Origin of the sequence: Marinomonas piezotolerans (genome assembly GCF_003362755.1) — a bacterium.
GTDB classification, from domain to species: Bacteria; Pseudomonadota; Gammaproteobacteria; order Pseudomonadales; family Marinomonadaceae; genus Marinomonas; species Marinomonas piezotolerans.
In genome coordinates this window covers 202081-221842 of record NZ_QKRA01000003.1, presented here as the reverse complement: position 1 = coordinate 221842, position 19762 = coordinate 202081, and the positions used below count along the sequence as shown (strand labels likewise).

The window sequence follows — 19762 nt, the reverse complement described above, 5'->3', positions numbered from 1 at the left end:
TTCTCTATGGATCCAATATATACCAATCAAGAGCAAAACGTTCATAAAAAAACTGCATAATGGATCCAATAATTAGAATAACCACAACTTATTAGTTGAATTGAAAAAAAAATAGGGTCTAATACAAGCAATTGGATCCAACTAACCAAGGAACAATCATGAGTCGCTCCAATAATCATGTTGTCTTAACTCTCAGACAGAAAATACTTAGTGGAGAGCTTGCAGCTGGCACACGCTTAGCAGAAATCCCCACTGCAGAGAACTTAGGGGTCTCGCGCACACCTGTGCGCATTGCCTTTAGAGCGCTAGAACAAGAAGGGCTGCTCACAAAGCTGCCCAGACGAGGATATGAAGTACGCACCGTGTCGACATCCGAAATCGAAGGTGCAGTAGAAGTACGTGGTGTATTAGAGGGTCTCGCCGCTCGACAAGCAGCAGAGCGGGGACTCACTGAACACCAGCGCCAAATGTTGCAATCTTTGCTGGATCAAGGTGATGCCCTTGTATTAAATGGGACAACCGTTACCGAAGCCGCGCTGGAGCAGTATCAGCAAATTAACAAACAGTTCCATGACATCATCATTGAAGCCGCTCAGAACCCTGCTATTCAAGCGGCACTCAGCCGCAGTGAGCACTTACCATTCGCGTCCGCTAGTGCGCTGGCATTTGATCCCAATAACATGGCCCACGAATCCAAACGCTTTGCCTTTGCACATCAACAGCACCATCATGTATTTTACGCCATTATTCAAGGCTTAGGTACGCGAGCAGAAGGCATTATGAGGGAGCACGCGAATGCGACATTTGGCTTCATTCATGGGCCAAGAAATGAGCACAATCTAACCATCATTAATGGATCAGAGAACCCGTAGCACTTTGAAGTGATACAACAGTGCCGTACACAGAACATTCATCATGTTTTAAATTAATCTAATTGATTCAGCTAGTTAGATACCGCACACTGTTATGCATCAACTTTAGCCGTACTTAAGGGGCTTTGCTTTGTCCAACCCTATTGCTGAACTCATAGAACTGTTAAACCAAGAAGACCTATCTCAAGACGCCATCAATGCCGCTATCAGTAACATGCTACCTGACGATGTGGCACTCGCGTTGGAATCGATCCCCGTATCTCAGCGTCGCATCGCATGGGATACAATCAAACAATCCAATCGCCTCGATATTTTGGTGGAAATGCGGGGTGAGACAAGAACCCTACTTTTAAAAGAACTTGAAGACTACGAAATAGCCGCCCTATTTTCGGATGTCGATGCTGAAGATTTACTCGAAATAGCGGACTCTCTACCCGACCAAATGATCGAGATTGCGCTGCAAAAAATGGATTCGAAGCAGCGGGAATATTACCACCAGGGTGTCACCTATGATGAGGATGAAGTCGGGCGCTGGGTAGATCATGAGCTAATTGTTGCCGCTCAGACAATCCGAGTATCCGAAGCGATGCGATTATTCAAACGCGCCGATTCTGCATACTCCGACATCATCTATCTAGTAAATCGGACGGGGCGCTGGGTAGGCTGCGTTCAAATCAACGCCCTTTTGAACGCACAACCGCATGATCCAGTATCAAGCTTAATCATTGAAGATCATCCGTTTTTAACGGCAGACACGGATGTTATTAAAGCGGCAGAACAGCTCGAAAAAGTCGAACAATCTGCCTTACCCGTCGTTGACGAAAACCACTTACTCGTCGGCCGATTTCATGCAGGACATGCTTTGGAAGCCCGCCGTTTAGAGCTGGAGTCTAGTCAGATGTCGACCGCCGGTCTGAATGAAGAATCAGACCTATTCTCTCCTGTACGTCGCAGTGCCGCATCACGCGGCATTTGGTTAGGCATTAACTTGTTAACTGCCTTTTTAGCCTCAGCATTTATTGGACTATTCCAAACAACATTAGAACAGGTCGTTGCGCTAGCAGTTCTAATGCCTATAGTTGCCTCTATGGGTGGCATCGCAGGCAGTCAAACCCTAACCCTGATTGTGCGGGGCCTAGCCCTTGGTCAGATCACACGTTCCAACTTAGTGTCTCTACTCAAAAAGGAAATCCAAGTTGGGGGGTTAAACGGTGTTGTGTGGGCGATCTGCATCGGAGGCATGGTGTTATGGTGGTTCCACAGCCCTCTTTTAGGACTAACCATTGGCCTAGCCATCGTAATCAATATCATCATGGCTGCGCTCTCAGGCGTCATCATTCCCGTCATATTGGACAAGCTTAAAATTGACCCTGCTTTGTCTGGGTCTGTTATCCTTACCACCGTGACAGATATTGCAGGTTACATAGCCTTCCTGGGCTTGGGTACGTTACTACTATTATAGGGAGTCAATAACAAAATGACTTGGGAAACCATGCAAACCTACATTGGCCTAGGCGACTCAAAGATGCATTGGATTGTTCGCGTCTTTATCGTCGTCTTCGCAACGCTGGTATTGAATTTTATCGTCAACCGTATTTTAAAGCGTTTAGATGCCCAACTACAGCGAACCCGAAACCCTTGGGACAACATGCTGATCGAAGCGGCTCGTACCCCTATACGACTTTTTATCTGGTTAGTAGGCTTAAGTATTGCGGCTGAAATATCTGACACCACTTTGGATGAAAACCTGACCGAGATCATCACCAGAGTTCGAGAGATTGGTGTCATCGTTATCCTGACTTGGTTCTTACTTCGTTGCGTAAAAGGCACCGAAAGTGCGCTAACGTCAGGGCGAGCCACGAAAAAGCCTGTTGATTACACGACGGCCAGCGCCATCAGCAAACTATTACGCGCGACGGTCATTATCACTTCGCTGCTGGTCGTTCTACAAACAATGGGGTACAGCATTTCAGGTGTGTTGGCATTTGGCGGTATCGGCGGTATCGCGGTCGGCTTCGCAGCGAAAGACCTACTGGCGAACTTCTTTGGCGGATTAATGGTCTACCTTGACCGACCTTTTGCTGTCGGTGACTGGATTCGCTCTCCCGATCAGAACATCGAAGGCACAGTCGAGCACATTGGTTGGCGTCAGTCTCGAATTCGCACATTTGATATGAGACCTTTATATGTACCCAACGCCACCTTCTCCACCATATCAGTTGAAAACCCATCCCGAATGTCGCACCGCCGCATTAATGAAACAGTTGGTGTACGCTACAGCGACTTTGCCAAGTTGGAAAAAATCATAGAAGAAATCAAAGACATGGTTGGTAATCATGATGAAATAGATAGCAACCAAATCTACATGGTTAACTTCAATCAATTTGGCCCTTCATCGCTCGACTTTTTTATCTACGCATACACCAAAACGGTACAATGGGCCAAATATCACGAAGTGAAACAAGATGTTCTCTTTCAGGCGATGAAAATCATTGAAAAACACGGTGCTGAAGTGGCTTTCCCAACTCGTACTCTGCACTTGTTCAATGAATCTGAGCAGGAAGCGGCGGCTCAAGAGCCACCTCAGCAAACCAACCAAACAAAAGACCATTCGGCGACATCGTCTAATTAGATTAAGGAATTTATCGTGAGTGATTCTGAGCAAGAATTTTTCCGCCCTAAATGGCGACGTATTGCTGTAACAGCATTTTGTGCGGGCTGGGCTTTATTAGAATGGTTTACAGGAAATCCAATGTGGAGCGTGATCTTTGCCGCAATGACAGGCTATTGCTTATGGAAATACTGGTTCACGTTTGATGACACCCCGCCATCACAGTAAACACAATCGGCGCAATCGAAAAATGCACGCAATACGCCTGCATTTTTCGAGCCGAGCGTCATTGTAATTACGTTAACATCTCTACTAAATCATCAATCAAAACATCTGCTTCGAGCGTTGTTAAATCAAGTCCATGGTTATACCCGTAGGTGACCAACGCACTTTTAAATCCAGCGGCTCGCGCAGCATTGTGGTCCGCGAGCGAATCGCCAATCATTAAGCATCGCGCTGGCTCGGCATCCACATCTTCAGCACAATGTAACAGAGGTACGGGCGATGGCTTCTTTTCGTCCAAAGAATCCCCGCCCAACATCCAGCTAAAGTAACTTGAAATTCCAAAGTGGTCCAATAAAGGTTTTACAAAAACACTTGGCTTATTCGTAATCAAAGCAATGGGGACATTTTGATGTTTAAAAGCCTTAAGAACGGACTCAACATTCGAATACAAAGTTGATTCGTCAGCCAAATGCTCGAAGTAAGCTTTTAAAAAACCACTATAAACGTCTTCATAATGCTCTTCAGGCACGTCAGCCCATATCATGGCACGTCGAATCAACGTCGTTGAGCCGTGACCTATCCAACCTCGCACATTTACCTCTCCAGCGGGCTCGGCTCCTTGTGACAGCAAGGCTTTATCCACGGCATTCGCAATATCTGGAACACTGTCAACCAAGGTGCCATCAAGATCAAAGCAGACGAGATCTGGCCAACCATCAAACAACCGCTGCAAATGCTTAGGCGTCCTCATCGATCAAGGCCTGCCAATTCACTGCGCATTTGATCAATGACGGTTTTATAATCTGGTTTATTAAAAATTGCTGAACCGGCTACAAAGGTATCTGCCCCTGCGGCAGCGATCTCAGCTATGTTTTTCTCACTGACTCCGCCATCGACTTCTAAACGAATGTCATAACCACTTTCATCAATCAGACGACGTGCTTCACGAAGCTTATCAAGTGTTGCAGGAATGAATTTCTGCCCACCAAAACCTGGGTTAACTGACATCAGAAGAATCATATCAACCTTGTCCATGACATATTTCAAATCATCTAGTGGCGTTGCTGGGTTAAACACCAAGCCCGATTTACAGCCTCCTTCACGAATCATTTGTAATGATCGATCGATGTGCTCACTGCCTTGTGGATGAAATGTTATGTAGCTCGCTCCAGCCTCAATAAAGTCACCGATCAGACGATCGACAGGTTTAACCATCAAATGCACATCAATATCGGCGGTTACGCCGTGATTGCGCAACGCTTTACACACCATAGGCCCAATCGTAAGGTTTGGGACGTAGTGATTATCCATTACATCAAAATGAATAATGTCCGCACCTGCCTCCAAAACGTTATCCACTTCTTCGCCTAAACGGGCAAAATCAGCAGATAATATAGAGGGGGCAATAAGAAAGTCTTTCATATTTCGCTCCGGCAATGACAGAATGTTATTTCGATTACATTTTAACAAGCCGTCGTGCATAAGTATTGAAATCAATGAAGAAATTAACGCTCGCCATCGCTATCAGTTTGTATGTGTCATCTTGCGTGATCGCTGCAGAAGGTGATGATTCAACTTCAACAAACAGCAACACGAACAATGAAGAGCGTGTTTCTCCGACACCACAACAGACACGGATAGACGGTCTTATCGAACGCATTTCCCAAAGTCACCCACACCAACTTGAAACCATCGAAGCGAATGGCACCTCTTTTTTGGGGCTATTTGAAGAGTCAACAAGTGGTGACCCACAAGGGTGTGTGTTGATTTTACATAACGATCACGGCCATCCAGACTGGCCCCAGGTGGTATCTCCTTTACGCTACAGCCTCCCTGAACACAGCTGGTGTAGCCTTTCGATAGAAGTGCCAGACATTATCGAGCGAGGAGCCTTGGCGACTCTGAATGATAATGAAGAAAACTCTGAGGTGGAAATTCAAGCCAACCTCCCAAATGAGGAGATTGTGTTTGCACGTGTTGACGCAGCTTTGTCGCGAATACGTGAAAAAGGGTACAACCAAGTGGTATATCTGGGGTATCGAACGGGTGCGGCCTACGCACTGCGTTATACCGCCGAAAATAATATCGTTGGGCAAGCACTGGTATTAATCGAGCCCAAAACCATTGCACCCGTTTCCCAATTTCAGCTCTCACAAGAAATTAGAAAGCTTCGGCTGCCAGTACTCGATTATTACTTCGACCGCACCTTTCAAGATCATCAATTTGCTCTCTGGCGACAGTCTGCCGCTAACAAGCGCACCAACCGAAGCAAGTCGTATACGCAAATCAACGCGCTACCTGACGCTCGCTATGACCCGTCTGGGAACAAGCGTCTAGTGCAACGCGTATGGGGATTTTTAAAACAAAATACGGTACAACAAGGACAACGCAAAGAGCTCCCTACTTTCGATAAAGAGCTGTTTTATAATAGCCCGTTAGATTAGATCGCTTATTTACGAGATTTTTTTACTAATTCATAGGCCGATTGAATTTCTTGAGTACGCTCTTTTGCCAGTTCAATCATCTCATCAGGCAAACCTTTTGCACTCAACTTATCAGGGTGATTTTGGCTCATTAAGCGGCGATAGGCTTTTTTGATATCGGAGTCACTCATGTCTTCCGTCACGCCTAAAACTTCATAGGCCGCTTTGAGTAATGCGGGTGAAGATTCCCCGCCTTCGGACTGTTGTTGATACCCTTGATGGAAATGTGCTTGGCGCTTCACCTGCTCATGAATGTCGTTAAATTCTGCTTCTGACATCCCCAGCTGGGCACAAATTTGCCCAAGCAAAGACTTCTCTTCCAAGCTAAAATAGCCATCTGCGTAGGCCGAAAGCAATAAGACTTCTATCATTGAGCGCATCAGCAAACGGGAGCCGACAATACGTTTAAAGCGAGCAAGTGCGGCATCAACATCAAACGCTTCGCTTTTACCTTCATTAAACAGGGTTTGCGCTTGGCGCTGCGCGTCTGGCGTTAAACGCAGGCGTTGCATGACTGCTTTAGCCAACTCTATTTCAGCACTGGTTACTTGACCGTCAGATTTAGCTAAACGCCCCATCAGTTGAAATAACGTCTGGAAAAACACCTGCTGCTGTTCCGCCATAGAGGCTCCAGTACGTCGATTACCGCCTTGAGCACTTTTAGCACGATCAACAAAGGAGCCAATAAAGAACCCTGCAATCAAGCCCAAGAAGCCGGCAAACATAACACCAACGATTGCCCCTATCCATTTCCACATAAAGATATTTCTCCAGAATTGGTAGCCCCTTAGGGGGCGCATAGATTATTATTTGTCGCCAACATTGACTTAAATGTGTCTCGCTTACTGCGTAACGAGCACCAACAAAAGATTTAGTATACCTTGCATGCCTAAGCATATACGTTACTACGCCCTATTATTTCAAAGTCTTTTCATCTTGCCTATCGTTCATGCAAATGAATGGGACTGGGTCCCTAGAGAGTCGTTGACTGCCACCCAGCAGTCAACACTGAATCAATATTGTCGTGGGACTTACATTGATGGTTGGGAAGCCTCCGACGGCGCTAACACTCATCTGCTCGCCGACATGATTTACCGTGATGAGCAAGGCACCTTACATATGAAAGGTGCTGCAACACTGAGACAACCTGCTTCAACATTGAATGCGGATGTCATTCAAGGTGTTCCAAGCGAATATTATCAAGCAGATGGTCACGTTACCTTACGCGCTGAAAATCAATTGATAAGAAGCTCCTCTGCTTTGGTTAGTAACACGTCGGATAACAAGACAGCACGATTCGATAACGCCAAGTTTTTATCACACAGTACGAGGGTGCGAGGCGCTGCAACCCAAATAGCACGCGCCCAAGATGGCGTAATCTTCATCAAGGAAGGCTTTTACACTACGTGCGAGCCTGGTGAAACCAATTGGCAGCTATATGGATCAAGTATTGAGCTAAACCCAAACAGTGGTTTTGGTACAGCAAAGCACATTCAAATTCGTATTGACGGCATTCCAGTATTCTATTTTCCGTGGTTACGATTTCCTATCGATGACCGTCGTCAGACAGGTTTCCTATTCCCATCATTTTCTTATGATGGCGACGACAACCTCACTGTCTCGGCGCCATTTTACCTGAATCTAGCGCCCAACTACGACGCCACGATTACACCAAACCTTACTACTCGCATGGGACCAGGCCCAATACCGCATGGTAGTGAGGATAATGGACAAGGGCTAGATGTCGAGTTTCGACACCTCAGTCGCTGGGGACAGACCGTTTTTGAACAGTCTACCTATTATGATGACACAGGCGAAGAAGCAACGTTACGCAAACTAGCATCAGACCAGCAATTAACAGAGAGTGTTAACGTCGGCATTTTGCTTGAAGACAACCCCACTCTCGAGAGAGTGCCCGAAGTCAACACCACGTCAATTGGAGAAAAAGACAGTTACGAACGTAATGCCTATGCGCAATACAATAAGGGGAATTTCAGCTCTGACGTAACAGTGCAGCGTTACCAAACCCCCGATCCTACGGTGGATAAGCCATTAGAGTGGTTACCAAGAGTGAATGCTTCCTATGGCTATGCAACCAGCCATTTCAGCTACTCGCCTGACGTCCAGTTCACAGATTTCTACGAGCCTGATGAGAATACCATTGACGGCCAACGAACCGCTTTAAACCAAGATATTAGTATCAACACTGAAAATGCTTGGGGCACCATTACCCTCGGGACAATACACCATTATCGAGATTACAATTTACATCGCTACAGTACCGATAGCGATGAGAATACGAGCCTTAATCACCTATCTTACTACTTAGATACTGGCGTAACGTTTGAACGAACTTTCAAATCTAACAACCAATTTTGGCGTCAAACACTTGAACCTCGCTTGACGTATTTGAACTCTCCCTACACAGAGCAGTCTGACATCCCAAACTTTGATGCCAGTGAGCCAAGCATGACCTACACCCAGGCCTTTGCACACAGTCGCTTTAGTGGCAATGACCGAGTTGGAGATACGGAGCAAATCGCATTGGGCTTAGAAAGCCGCTTTTACGACAGCGAGAACGTTAACCGCTGGACACTCAAGGGAGGACAAATTTTTTATTTAAAGGATCGCAGAGTAGGTCTTACTGGCAATACTGGCAACACCGTAGATGACACACCGCGCAGTGCTTTGTTAACGTCCGCATCATACAATGGTAATAGTTTCACGCTTACCAACAACTTTAACTACGATCTAGATGAAGAACGTGTAGATCTTGCGCAAACAGCCCTAAATTACAAGCCAGACAGCGGTGTTGTCTTCAACCTGAGCTTCTCTTATGTTTACGATGAAGTGGCCAATGATCGTACCAAGCAGTCGAGTTTCTCGACCATCATTCCGCTGAGTGAAAACTGGCATGTATACCATCAACAAGCCTATGACTGGATTGATCAAGAACAGACAAAAAATGTAAATGGATTGGGTTACGAAAACTGTTGTGTCAAAGCATCTCTGAGCCACCAACGGTGGCGAGATGATACCAACGAGTACAAAGAAGGCATCTTTTTACAATTTATTTTACGTAGTTTAAGTGGTGTTGGTCGGGAGAACCTTGATTCATCCAGCATCGCCAACGACTACTGGAACGCAGGCAAAGTCGGATATTAATGATGTATAAAATTATTTGCTCAATCTTTCTCTCTACCGCTATCTGGGCTTCAACCCCTGCCTTAGCAGCCCCTCAGAAATTAGACGGTATTGCTGCCATTGTTGACGCCAACGCCATTTTGGACAGTGATATTACCGCTCGTTTTGATGTCGTCAAAGACCGTGTACCTGGAGGCATTTTAACCAGCAGTATACGCAGACAAATCCTGAATCAGCTTGTGGAAGAGTCTCTACAAATCAACTATGCACGAAAACTTGGTATAAGAGTCGGTAACAGTGAAGTCGACAAAGCTATTTTGAACGTCGCCTCTAATATGCAGACAGACATCAATGGCTTACGCCAACGTCTCGCTCAGCAAGGCATAGACTATGCTCGCTATCGAGAACAGATCGAGAACGAAATATTAATTGGCAAAGCTAGACAACAAGTGGTTCAGTCTCGCATCTCCATTACAGAACAAGAAATTGATGATTTCCTTGCAAACCAGCAAAAGAATAACCAAAGCAAAGCTGAGTACCGTCTACGTCATATCGTTATTCGTGCAAAAGACGTCGCTGACACGCGGGCTCAAATCGAAGAGATCGCTGCGTCGATAAATAACGAGCAAGATTTTATCAATCAGGCTATTGCGAATTCAGAAGGACAATTTGCAATCCAAGGTGGTGACTTAGGTTGGCGTAAGGCCAACGAACTCCCAAAACTCTTTACTCAGGCAATTGCCAACCAACAAGGTCCATTAATAGGCCCCCTACAAAGCAACGCTGGCTTTCATCTACTTTGGGTTGTTGACAAGCAATCACAAGACGTAGCTCTACAGCAAGAAACCAAAGTCAGCCACATACTAGTACGAGCGAACGAGATTCGCGATGATCAACAAACTCAGGAGCTTTCAGAAAAGCTGTATAACCAGCTGCAGAATGGAGCTAATTTCGCCGAGCTTGCAAAAGAATACAGTGAAGACCAAGGCTCTACTTTACAGGGTGGCGATCTAGGCTGGGTTACACCTGGCACTATGGTTCCAGAATTTGAAGAAGTGATGGACCTCACCGCTGTCGGCGATATCAGTGCGCCATTTCGCTCACAATTTGGCTGGCACATTTTGACCGTTGAAGGTCGTCGTCAGACCGACATAAGCGATAAAGTAAAACGCACTAACGCAGAACGAGCGTTAATTGCACAAAAACGTGACTTCGTAATAGAGAACTGGTTATCAGAGCTGCGTGCTGACGCCTTTATTGACCGCAAAGCGAATTGATTAGGAGCGTGACCGCTTGAACCATCCAACGATAGCAATAACATCAGGTGAACCGGCAGGTATTGGCCCAGATATTATTATTGGTGCTTTTAAAAACGACTTTGCCGCAAAACTGATTGTGGTAGGAGACCCAGACCTATTTAAACGTCGCGCTCAGCAACTCGGGGCATCTATTACAGTTGAGGAAGTAAACGAACTCGGCGCAGTACCAACACATTCAGCGGGTACCCTAAGAGTTCTCCCGACGGCTCTTGCAGTGACCACCGTAGCTGGAAAATTAGATGTTGCGAATGCTCCCTATGTGCTGGAAACTTTACGCCTGGCTGGACAAGGCTGCTTAACAGGGACATTTGACGCCGTCGTCACGCCGCCTGTCCATAAAGGCATTCTATGTGAAACGGGGGTGCATTTCTCAGGGCACACTGAGTATTTCCAATCACTCTGTAACAGCCCACAGGTGGTAATGATGCTTGCTAGCAACGCTATGCGCGTTGCCTTGGTGACGACTCACTTACCACTGAAAGATGTCTCTTCTGCGATTACGTCTAATGCTATCAAAAGCGTCACAAGAGCGCTTAACCATGACCTAAAACACCGCTTCGGCTGTGTCTCGCCTAAGATTCTCGTATGTGGACTCAACCCTCATGCAGGGGAAGACGGCCACTTAGGTCGCGAAGAAATTGATACGATCATTCCCACTTTAACTGAATTGCGAAATGAAGGTATTGATGTCATAGGCCCATTACCCGCCGATACACTGTTTCAACCTAAGTACCTTGAACAAGCCGACTGTGTTTTAGCCATGTATCACGATCAAGGTTTACCTGTGTTAAAGTATTCAGGGTTTGGTAGTGCCGTTAACATCACTCTCGGTCTACCCATTATTAGAACCTCTGTCGATCACGGCACAGCTCTAGACTTAGCAGGCACTGGACAAGCAAGTGATGGCAGCCTAAAAGTTGCCATCGAACATGCCATCGTCATGGCAAACAACACCCGAAAAAGTATTTAAATGAGCAAATCACAGCCCCATAAAGCCAGAAAACGCTTTGGCCAGAACTTTCTACATGATGCTGGCATCATTCGCCGCATCGTTGCATGCATTGCCCCCAAAGAGGGCCAGCGTATCGTTGAGATAGGCCCAGGTAAAGGCGCGTTAACTGAAGGCATTATCAGCGTTACCAAACGCATGGACGTTGTAGAGCTGGATCGAGACCTCATCCCTATCTTGCGCGTCAACCTATTTCGTTACCCGGACTTAGTCGTACACGAAGCCGATGCAATGAAGTTCGATTTTTCTACCCTGACAGACCAGGGCAACATCCGCGTCGTGGGTAATTTACCGTACAATATTTCAACGCCACTAATCTTTCACCTCTTAAGCTTCAATAACCATATTGATGACATGCACTTCATGCTGCAAAAAGAAGTGGTAGATCGATTAGCCGCTCGCCCAGGCGATAGCTTATACGGCCGTTTAAGCGTGATGGCACAGTATTTTTGTCAAGTAGACAACTTATTTATCGTAGGACCAGAGTCCTTTGACCCGCCACCCAAAGTCGACTCAGCAATTGTACGGATGACCCCGCATAAAACTATGCCTTACGTTGCACATAATCTAAAACAACTTGAGGACAGTGTTCGAATCGGCTTTCAACAGCGCCGAAAAACGCTTCGCAATAACTACAAGGGTGTATTAAGCGATGGGGACTTCGAACAACTCGGTATTGATCCAAGCTTGCGCCCAGAACGTTTAGATGTGAAAGACTTCGTGAACATTGCAAACCACATTAGCAAAAAGGATTAACGAATGCAGGAACACGATATTGTCGTGACTGTTCGCACCGAATACCTTCAAGAGCAATCCGTACCTGAAGATGACCGTTATGTGTTCGCTTACCATATCACTATGACGAACTGCGGCACCCAAGCGGCTAAGTTACTGTCTCGTCACTGGATCATTACCAATGGCAATGAAAAAGTACAAGAGGTGAAAGGAGCGGGCGTTATCGGCGAATACCCCAACCTTGCCCCAGGTGAGTCATACGATTACACAAGTGGGACAGTTATGGATACGGTCGTTGGTAGTATGCATGGCAGTTACCGATTTTTAAGCGAAGATGGCATTGAATTTGAAGCTCCAATTCCTCCATTTACGTTAGCCGTCCCAAATAAAGTTCATTAAGGTTTTACATGTCTACCTATGTGATCGGTGATCTTCAGGGCTGTTTGACCCCTCTTTTAGCCTTGCTTGAAAAAATAGAGTTCTCAACTGAAACGGATACGCTTTGGTTTGCGGGCGACCTAATCAACCGAGGAAATGAATCACTCGAAACACTGCGTTTCGTGCGTTCGCTTGGAGACAACGCTAAAGTCATTCTCGGTAACCATGATTTACACTTGCTTGCTGTAGCACATGGTTTTTCTAACTTGAAACGTGGCGATACATTACAGAACATACTAAATGCCAGCGACCGAGATCAACTTATCGAATGGCTTCGCCAACAACCGCTATCTCATTATGACGCAGACCTAGATGTCATTATGACTCACGCCGGTGTTCCACCTTGCTGGAAGCTTGATGAAACACTTCGCTTGAGCAAAGAAGTTGAAAAAATGCTTCAATCAGATCAAATAGAGGAATTTTTACAGGTTATGTATGGTAATCAGCCAGACACATGGTCAGAAAGCCTCACTGGAATGGATCGTTTACGAACCATTACTAACTATTTAACCAGAATGCGTTTTTGTCGAGCAAACGGTAAACTAGACTTAAAATCAAAGGAAGGACCTAACACGGCACGAAAAGATTATGCTCCGTGGTTTACCTTCCCGACGCAACTGCCTGAATCAACTCAAGTAGTATTCGGACACTGGGCAGCGCTTGAAGGCTTAACCAATCTTCCACATATACATGCACTGGACACAGGATGTGTATGGGGCGGCGCCCTCACCGCATTAAGACTAGAAGACAAAATACGCTTTACTACACCCTGCAACCTGACTTGAGAGTAATATGAGCACATATTCCTGCATAGACGTCACTGACGCTCTAGCCATTATGGAAAACGAAGCAACTATCGTAGATATTCGCGATGCAGCCAGCTATGAAACTAGCCACATGGTTAACGCAATTAGCCTAAGCAACGATAACGTTCAAGATTTCATTGACAACGCAGACAAGAACAAGCCTGTGATTGTCTGTTGCTACCATGGCAACAGCAGTAAAGGCGCAGCAGAATATTTAGCTGCACAAGGGTTCCAAGAGGTCTACTCACTTAACGGTGGATTCAGCCAGTGGAGCGCGATGTTCCCAGAGCAGTGTGAGCTTGGCCAATAATGCCTTCAGCAATGACCGTCTACCTCGTTGGCGGCGCGGTACGTGATGAGTTATTAGACTTACCTGTAAAAGACAAAGATTGGGTGGTTACGGGCTCAACACCGGAAGCCATGTTGGCTCAGGGCTACCAACAAGTTGGTAAGCAATTCCCTGTTTTTCTGCACCCAGAAACAAAACAAGAGTACGCTCTGGCGCGCAAAGAGCGGAAACAAGGTACGGGATACAAGGGCTTTATATGTGACTTTTCCCCTGATATTAGCCTTGAGCAAGATTTAGAACGCCGCGACTTAACCATAAATGCCATCGCGAAATCTAGCGACGGGACTCTTATTGACCCATTCAACGGACAGTCCGATTTAAAATCACGTGTGATAAGGCACGTTTCAAATGCCTTTGTCGAAGATCCTTTACGAGTTTTACGTGTGGCGCGATTTATGGCTCGCTTCGCCGAATTCGAATTTACGATTGCGCCAGAAACTCAAATGCTAATGCGAGAGATCGCTGCGTCAGGAGAGTTGTCGACATTAACACCAGAGCGTGTCTGGAGAGAGACCGAGAAGGCACTGCAATCGCCTGATGCATCATTGTATTTTGATGTCTTAAAAAACTGTGGTGCGCTTGACACATTATTTCCAAATCTCGTTTACCCAAATGCACCAAAAACATCATTGGAACCGCTAGACAAATACAGTCGCTGGGCAATCATTACCAATCGAACCCCCCTATCAGAGATCGAAAAGCTCAATCAACGTTTACGCGTGCCAAACAACTACTGCTGGTTTAGCGAACAAACTAAAGCTTTTATTGAAGGGTACGCATTACCGCTTACTGCCGACCAATGGGAACAGTGGCTCACCCGTATCGCAGCGGTCAAAAAACCTCAGCCCTATAGCAAATTATCCGCTTTATTAGCGGATTTAACACAAACTGACTTTAAAGGCTGGCAAAACTTACGCCAAGCGATAGCAGGCATTAGTGCGCAAACATTAATAAAGCAAGGCTTTTCCGGCGCAGAGTTAGGTCAAGCTTTGAAACGAGCTCGCATCGATGCAATTGCATCGTTAAACACTCCTTTAGTGTTTGACGAACATCAGCAAAGCACATTACAAGACAGCTAGTTTAAGCGGTACGCCACCTTATATATCTTGGGTGGCGCTATCTTCTCCTAAGCGTTGCGATGAATTTTAACACCCACCGCTCTAGCCGCAGGCACAGCTCCAGGCTTACGTAAGGTCATTGTAATGCTAGACAATGCAAAGATGGCGATAAGCTCAGCGCACAAGCGCTCCGCCAGCGTTTCAATTAATTCATATTGCCGCGTATTACAGAATGTAATAATGGCGTTTGAGATGGCTTCGTAGTCGAGCGTTTTACTCAAATCATCCTCCGCTGCAGGAATACGGTTGTCGTGTGCCATTTCAATATCAAAAACCAAATCTTGCCAAATGGCTTTTTCCCACTCATACACACCGATCACTGCTTTCGCATGTAGCCCTTCAATAAACACCGTATCTTGCATTAGTTTTGTACTCCCTGAATATTGGGCAGCTCAGACAACGGCCAACGCGCTCGGATAGATAGATTTAATGGTGAGGACTCGCCTGCCAGTAACCGCTGTGCGCCGGCATAAGCAATCATTGCGCCGTTATCCGTACAAAACTCCGGTCGCGCATAAAATACACTCGCTTTTATTTTCGCTAGCTGTGTTTCCAGTTGCGATTGAAGGCGCTTATTAGCACTCACGCCGCCAGCAATAATCAATTGAGACAAACCTTCTTGCTCAAGCGCTCGACGACATTTAATCACCAACGTATCGACGATCGCCTGCTCAAACGCCAAAGCAATATCAGCCTGAAACTGGTCGTTAAATGCCTCGCGATCCAAAGCATCATGGACTGCGGTTAAAAACGCCGTTTTCAGGCCACTAAAGCTAAAATCCAAACCTGGGCGATCCGTCATAGGACGAGGAAACTTGATCCCCGCATCGGGGCTCCCCTTTTGCGCCAATGCAGCGATATAAGGTCCTCCAGGGTAGGGCAAACCAATCATCTTAGCTGCCTTATCGAACGCTTCACCTGCGGCATCATCCAATGACTGACCAAGTAGCTGATACTCACCAATCGCATCAACACGTACCAATTGCGTATGCCCACCTGATACTAATAATGCAATGAATGGCATTTTCGGCTGACTTTCTTCTAACATCGGTGCTAATAGGTGACCTTCCATATGGTGTACACCTAAAGCAGGTATATTCAGGGAGTAAGCCAAGGATCGCCCAATGGTCGCTCCGGCCATCAAGGCACCGACCAAACCAGGGCCAGATGTGTACGCGATCGCATCTAAATCGCTTTTTTGCAACTCAGCGTCCGCAAGTACTTCTTCAATTAACGGTAAGGTTTTACGTACATGGTCACGAGACGCCAACTCTGGCACGACGCCGCCATACTCAGCATGCTGCGCAATTTGCGTATAAATTTTGTGCGTCAACAACCCTTTATCGGTATCGTATATGGCGATACCCGTTTCGTCACACGACGTCTCTAACCCTAAAACTTTCATGGTAATCCTGCGCTGTAAGATTTGCGCGCTATTGTAGCGTATCCCTTTCTTATTGGCAGTCTATTCGTCATATAAAACATGAAAGGATTGGACACCAGCGGATCGAAACATTATAATACTGCCCGTTTTTAACGTTTAAATAATAGGCAGGTGATTTTTTAGTCCGCAACAACAAGGACACCCATCGATAGACATGCAATAGATCTGGGTACACACACTAAAGCCACGCAACACGGCTTGTACCATTTTATTTATCAAAAAAAATCGGTATGATTCGCGCCGTTTTGTGTTTACTAAACGTAAGAAAAATTTATAGGTAATTAGATATGCCACAAGTTAAAGTAAAAGATAACGAACCATTTGATATCGCTCTTCGTCGTTTCAAGCGCTCTTGCGAAAAAGCAGGTGTTCTAGCTGAAGTACGTCGTCGTGAGTGCTATGAAAAGCCAACTACTCTTCGCAAGCGCGCAGCAGCGGCTGCTGTTAAGCGTCACGCGAAGAAAGTATCTCGCGAGCAGAAGAAATTCCAACGCTTGTACTAGGCAACCACAGTTTGCTCCACTAAGAGCAAGTTGTTAGGTTACGCCGTAGAGATAAAAGCTTTACGATAGAAATCGGCTAGTTCTACAACTAGCCGATTTTTTTTGCTTCAATTAAACCATTTACCTCTTTAAGGAAGACAAAGATGTCAGAGCTTAAAAAGCAAATTTCCGATGCACTAAAAACCTCTATGCGCGCAAAAGAGAAAGAGCGCGTGACCATGATGCGCACCATTCAAGCAGAGATTAAGCGGGTCGAAGTGGATGAACGTATCGATGTCGATGATGCTCGGGTACTCGTAATTTTAGATAAAATGGTTAAGCAGCGAAAAGACTCTTTTCAGCAATTCACGGACGGCGGCCGAGAGGATCTTGCTGAAGTAGAAAAAAAGGAAATGGAAATCATCGCTGAATTCTTACCCCAGCCGCTTACAGACGAAGAAGTCACTGAAATTGTAAAAGCAGCGATCGCAGAAACGGGTGCCACCAACATGCAACAAATGGGCGCAGTCATGGCTATTGTGAAACCCAAAGTTCAGGGACGTGGTGATATGGGCGTTGTCAGCAAGCAAGTTAAAGCACTTTTAGGCTAAGGTCACTCTAATGGCGGGACGCATTCCAGATCAGTTTATCGACGAGCTATTAGCCCGAACAGATATCACCGATGTGGTAGCGTCTCGCATTAGCCTTAAGAAAACCGGGCAAAACTACTCAGCGCTATGCCCTTTCCATAATGAAAAGTCGCCCTCATTCAGCCTAAACCCTAACAAACAGTTCTACTATTGCTTCGGCTGTGGCGCTGGCGGCAACGCTATTTCCTTTGTGATGGAACACGATCATCTAGATTTTGTTGAAGCCATCGAGATACTTGCGAAAGACGCAGGTATGGAGGTTCCGAGAGAGCAAGGCGCGCCTGACCGCTATGAGCAAAATGCGGAACTACTCAACCGCCTAAGTGAATGTGCCACCTACTTTCAGCGCCAACTTATCGAACACCCTCACAAAGAAAAGGCAAAATCCTATCTTGCTAAAGACCGAGGATTGTCTGGTCAGATAGCGAAGGTCTATGGCCTAGGCTTTGCTCCACCAGGCTGGGACAATGTTTTAAAGGCGGTCGGCAAACGAGCGGAGCTTCAAGAGCAGCTCCTTCATGGCGGCATGCTGATTGAGAAAAAAGAGAATGCGGGGCAGTATTACGACCGTTTTCGTGATCGGATCATGTTCCCAATCCGAGACACACGAGGTCGTGTTATTGCTTTCGGCGGGCGTGCCTTTGGTGATGAAAAGCCCAAGTACTTAAACTCTCCAGAAACGCCTGTTTTTCATAAAAACTTAGAGTTATACGGCCTCTATGAGGCCAAACAAAACACCACGACACTGGATCACATTTTAGTGGTTGAAGGTTACATGGATGTCATTGTTTTGGCCCAACATGGCGTTACCAACTCCGTTGCAACTCTTGGCACATCGATCAATAGCCAGCACTTCAAAAAACTCTTTAAATTGGTCGACAAAGTCACCTTATGTTTTGACGGCGACAAAGCTGGTCGAGCGGCTGCGATTCGGGGATTAGAAGCAACATTGCCAGTTATTCAAGACGGCAAGCAAGTTCGCTTTCTATTTTTGCCTGACGGAGAAGATCCTGATTCGCTAATTCGGAAGATTGGCAAAGATGCCTTTTTAGAACTTCTTGATGACTCCTCATCCCTAGCTCATGTTCTATTTGACCACGCTCGGTCTCTCGTTACATTGGGCGATGAAGAGGGTGAAGCACAGTTTACTCAACATGCGATGAGCTTAATACAGAACATCCCGAAGGAAAGCACGCTACGCTCGCTATTAGTGAAGCAACTTGCTGACCAATCAGGACTAAGCTCAGAGACCTTAACGGCCAATGCGCCTACGCCAAAGCCTTTATATAATCCGACCCAGCATGCGGCACACCAAACACCCCATGCTCCTGAGTATGACAGCTATGGCTATGATGATACTTACGTCCCGCATGATTACGATGATCAGCCACTTCCCCACACATACCCTGATGAGCGATCACATTCTTATAAAGACGGGCATAAAAGCCCTAGTTCCAATTTTAAAGAAAAGAACAAGTGGCAAAAGAAAGGTAAATGGCAAAACAACGAATCTCAACCCATCTTCACCCCCTTACAAGCGGGGCTAACTCGTGTTGCTCAAGCGACGCTATGTTTGTTGATGCACCCAGCTATCGCCCGAGATATCGACGTACCCGACCCACTTCTATCCGGTGATACGATTGACCGACAAGCATTTAGTCGCGTCTGGCGTTACTTTAACAAACATCCAGAAAACAATACTGGACACTTACTATACCAAGAGCGCAATTCTGAATTACTTGACGCTATCTACAGGTTATTAAATCATCCTGATGCCACCACAAAACAGAAAATCACCAATGCAAAACAGGAAGTTCTCGACATGATTGAAGAACAAACTCAAGCATTAGGTTTAAATTCTAGTATTCAGCGGTTGAAAACTCATGGCAATGACGCCATAAACAACTCAGAAACAAAGCAAGAACTGCGCGCTCTTATGGAGCAGCTAAGGAAAAAGAAATCATAATTATTGACTATTTTTCGGCCAACATTAATGAGAATATCTGGATGAAATCAGGTTTTTTTGCTATAATCCGCCGCTTGCTAAACTCCCAACGAATTCTAAATGATAGGTTGT

Annotated in this window: 21 protein-coding genes; 16 read left to right on the top strand and 5 right to left on the bottom strand. The window is 45.9% G+C overall.

Annotated features, from left to right (window positions below; translation table 11 throughout):
* Nucleotides 1–158: 158 nt before the first annotated feature.
* From DN730_RS08560 to DN730_RS08545, 4 genes are all read left to right on the top strand, one after another.
* Entirely contained in the window at nt 159–872 is a 714-nt protein-coding gene (locus DN730_RS08560; protein ID WP_115467703.1) for a GntR family transcriptional regulator, read from the top strand.
* A gap of 130 nt (nt 873–1002) precedes the next feature.
* Complete coding sequence (locus DN730_RS08555) at nt 1003–2334, top strand: magnesium transporter (RefSeq protein WP_115467702.1); 1332 nt, start codon at nt 1003–1005, stop codon at nt 2332–2334.
* Between the two features lie 15 nt (nt 2335–2349).
* Nucleotides 2350–3504, top strand: coding sequence for a mechanosensitive ion channel family protein (locus DN730_RS08550; RefSeq protein WP_115467701.1), 1155 nt, complete (start codon nt 2350–2352; stop codon nt 3502–3504).
* A 15-nt stretch (nt 3505–3519) separates the two neighbouring features.
* The gene (locus DN730_RS08545) at nt 3520–3711 is read left to right on the top strand and encodes a hypothetical protein (RefSeq protein WP_115467700.1); all 192 of its coding nucleotides are present in this window, start codon (nt 3520–3522) and stop codon (nt 3709–3711) included.
* 67 nt (nt 3712–3778) lie between these two features.
* Here DN730_RS08545 and DN730_RS08540 read toward each other — a convergent pair whose 3' ends face one another.
* Together DN730_RS08540 and rpe are read right to left on the bottom strand one after the other, a co-directional pair.
* Complete coding sequence (locus DN730_RS08540) at nt 3779–4459, bottom strand: phosphoglycolate phosphatase (RefSeq protein WP_115467699.1); 681 nt, start codon at nt 4457–4459, stop codon at nt 3779–3781.
* Complete coding sequence (rpe, locus tag DN730_RS08535) at nt 4456–5130, bottom strand: ribulose-phosphate 3-epimerase (RefSeq protein WP_115467698.1); 675 nt, start codon at nt 5128–5130, stop codon at nt 4456–4458. Before rpe ends, DN730_RS08540 begins: the two co-directional genes overlap by 4 nt.
* Before the next feature lie 74 nt (nt 5131–5204).
* On the opposite strand from rpe, the gene DN730_RS08530 reads away from it, so the two are divergent.
* Nucleotides 5205–6152, top strand: a complete 948-nt coding sequence (locus tag DN730_RS08530) for a DUF3530 family protein (protein ID WP_115467697.1) — start codon at nt 5205–5207, stop codon at nt 6150–6152.
* 5 nt (nt 6153–6157) lie between these two features.
* Here the strand turns inward: DN730_RS08530 and djlA are convergent, their stop codons facing one another.
* The gene (gene djlA / locus DN730_RS08525; protein WP_115467696.1) at nt 6158–6949 is read right to left on the bottom strand and encodes a co-chaperone DjlA; all 792 of its coding nucleotides are present in this window, start codon (nt 6947–6949) and stop codon (nt 6158–6160) included.
* Nucleotides 6950–7076: 127 nt separating this feature from the next.
* On the opposite strand from djlA, the gene DN730_RS08520 reads away from it, so the two are divergent.
* From DN730_RS08520 to DN730_RS19340, 8 genes are read left to right on the top strand one after another with little or no spacing between them, the layout of a single operon-like run.
* Nucleotides 7077–9356: an LPS-assembly protein LptD gene (locus tag DN730_RS08520; RefSeq protein ID WP_115467695.1), complete on the top strand. Its 2280-nt coding sequence runs from the start codon at nt 7077–7079 to the stop codon at nt 9354–9356.
* The gene (locus tag DN730_RS08515; RefSeq protein WP_115467694.1) at nt 9356–10612 is read left to right on the top strand and encodes a peptidylprolyl isomerase; all 1257 of its coding nucleotides are present in this window, start codon (nt 9356–9358) and stop codon (nt 10610–10612) included. The genes DN730_RS08520 and DN730_RS08515 overlap by 1 nt, the downstream gene beginning before the upstream one ends.
* 16 nt (nt 10613–10628) lie before the next feature.
* Nucleotides 10629–11624: a 4-hydroxythreonine-4-phosphate dehydrogenase PdxA gene (gene pdxA, locus DN730_RS08510; protein WP_211313854.1), complete on the top strand. Its 996-nt coding sequence runs from the start codon at nt 10629–10631 to the stop codon at nt 11622–11624.
* Nucleotides 11625–12419 carry a 16S rRNA (adenine(1518)-N(6)/adenine(1519)-N(6))-dimethyltransferase RsmA gene (rsmA, locus tag DN730_RS08505; RefSeq protein ID WP_115467693.1) on the top strand — a complete coding sequence of 265 codons (795 nt, stop codon included), beginning with the start codon at nt 11625–11627 and terminating at the stop codon, nt 12417–12419.
* Nucleotides 12420–12422: 3 nt separating this feature from the next.
* Nucleotides 12423–12797 (top strand): Co2+/Mg2+ efflux protein ApaG, encoded by a 375-nt coding sequence (gene apaG, locus DN730_RS08500; RefSeq protein WP_115467692.1) that lies wholly within the window; start codon nt 12423–12425, stop codon nt 12795–12797.
* An 8-nt stretch (nt 12798–12805) separates the two neighbouring features.
* The gene (locus DN730_RS08495; protein WP_115467691.1) at nt 12806–13621 is read left to right on the top strand and encodes a symmetrical bis(5'-nucleosyl)-tetraphosphatase; all 816 of its coding nucleotides are present in this window, start codon (nt 12806–12808) and stop codon (nt 13619–13621) included.
* A 7-nt stretch (nt 13622–13628) separates the two neighbouring features.
* Nucleotides 13629–13952 carry a thiosulfate sulfurtransferase GlpE gene (gene glpE, locus DN730_RS08490; RefSeq protein ID WP_115467690.1) on the top strand — a complete coding sequence of 108 codons (324 nt, stop codon included), beginning with the start codon at nt 13629–13631 and terminating at the stop codon, nt 13950–13952.
* Nucleotides 13952–15070 (top strand): tRNA nucleotidyltransferase/poly(A) polymerase-related protein, encoded by a 1119-nt coding sequence (locus DN730_RS19340; RefSeq protein WP_281270508.1) that lies wholly within the window; start codon nt 13952–13954, stop codon nt 15068–15070. The genes glpE and DN730_RS19340 overlap by 1 nt, the downstream gene beginning before the upstream one ends.
* 47 nt (nt 15071–15117) lie before the next feature.
* On the opposite strand, the gene folB is transcribed toward DN730_RS19340, so the two are convergent.
* Complete coding sequence (gene folB / locus DN730_RS08480; RefSeq protein WP_115467689.1) at nt 15118–15471, bottom strand: dihydroneopterin aldolase; 354 nt, start codon at nt 15469–15471, stop codon at nt 15118–15120.
* Nucleotides 15471–16514, bottom strand: coding sequence for a tRNA (adenosine(37)-N6)-threonylcarbamoyltransferase complex transferase subunit TsaD (gene tsaD / locus DN730_RS08475; protein WP_115467688.1), 1044 nt, complete (start codon nt 16512–16514; stop codon nt 15471–15473). Before tsaD ends, folB begins: the two co-directional genes overlap by 1 nt.
* A 326-nt stretch (nt 16515–16840) precedes the next feature.
* On the opposite strand from tsaD, the gene rpsU reads away from it, so the two are divergent.
* From rpsU to dnaG, 3 genes are all read left to right on the top strand, one after another.
* Nucleotides 16841–17056, top strand: a complete 216-nt coding sequence (rpsU, locus tag DN730_RS08470; protein WP_115467687.1) for a 30S ribosomal protein S21 — start codon at nt 16841–16843, stop codon at nt 17054–17056.
* Between the two features lie 143 nt (nt 17057–17199).
* Nucleotides 17200–17646, top strand: a complete 447-nt coding sequence (locus tag DN730_RS08465; RefSeq protein WP_115467686.1) for a GatB/YqeY domain-containing protein — start codon at nt 17200–17202, stop codon at nt 17644–17646.
* Nucleotides 17647–17656: 10 nt separating this feature from the next.
* Complete coding sequence (gene dnaG, locus DN730_RS08460; protein ID WP_115467685.1) at nt 17657–19651, top strand: DNA primase; 1995 nt, start codon at nt 17657–17659, stop codon at nt 19649–19651.
* Nucleotides 19652–19762: the final 111 nt, after the last annotated feature.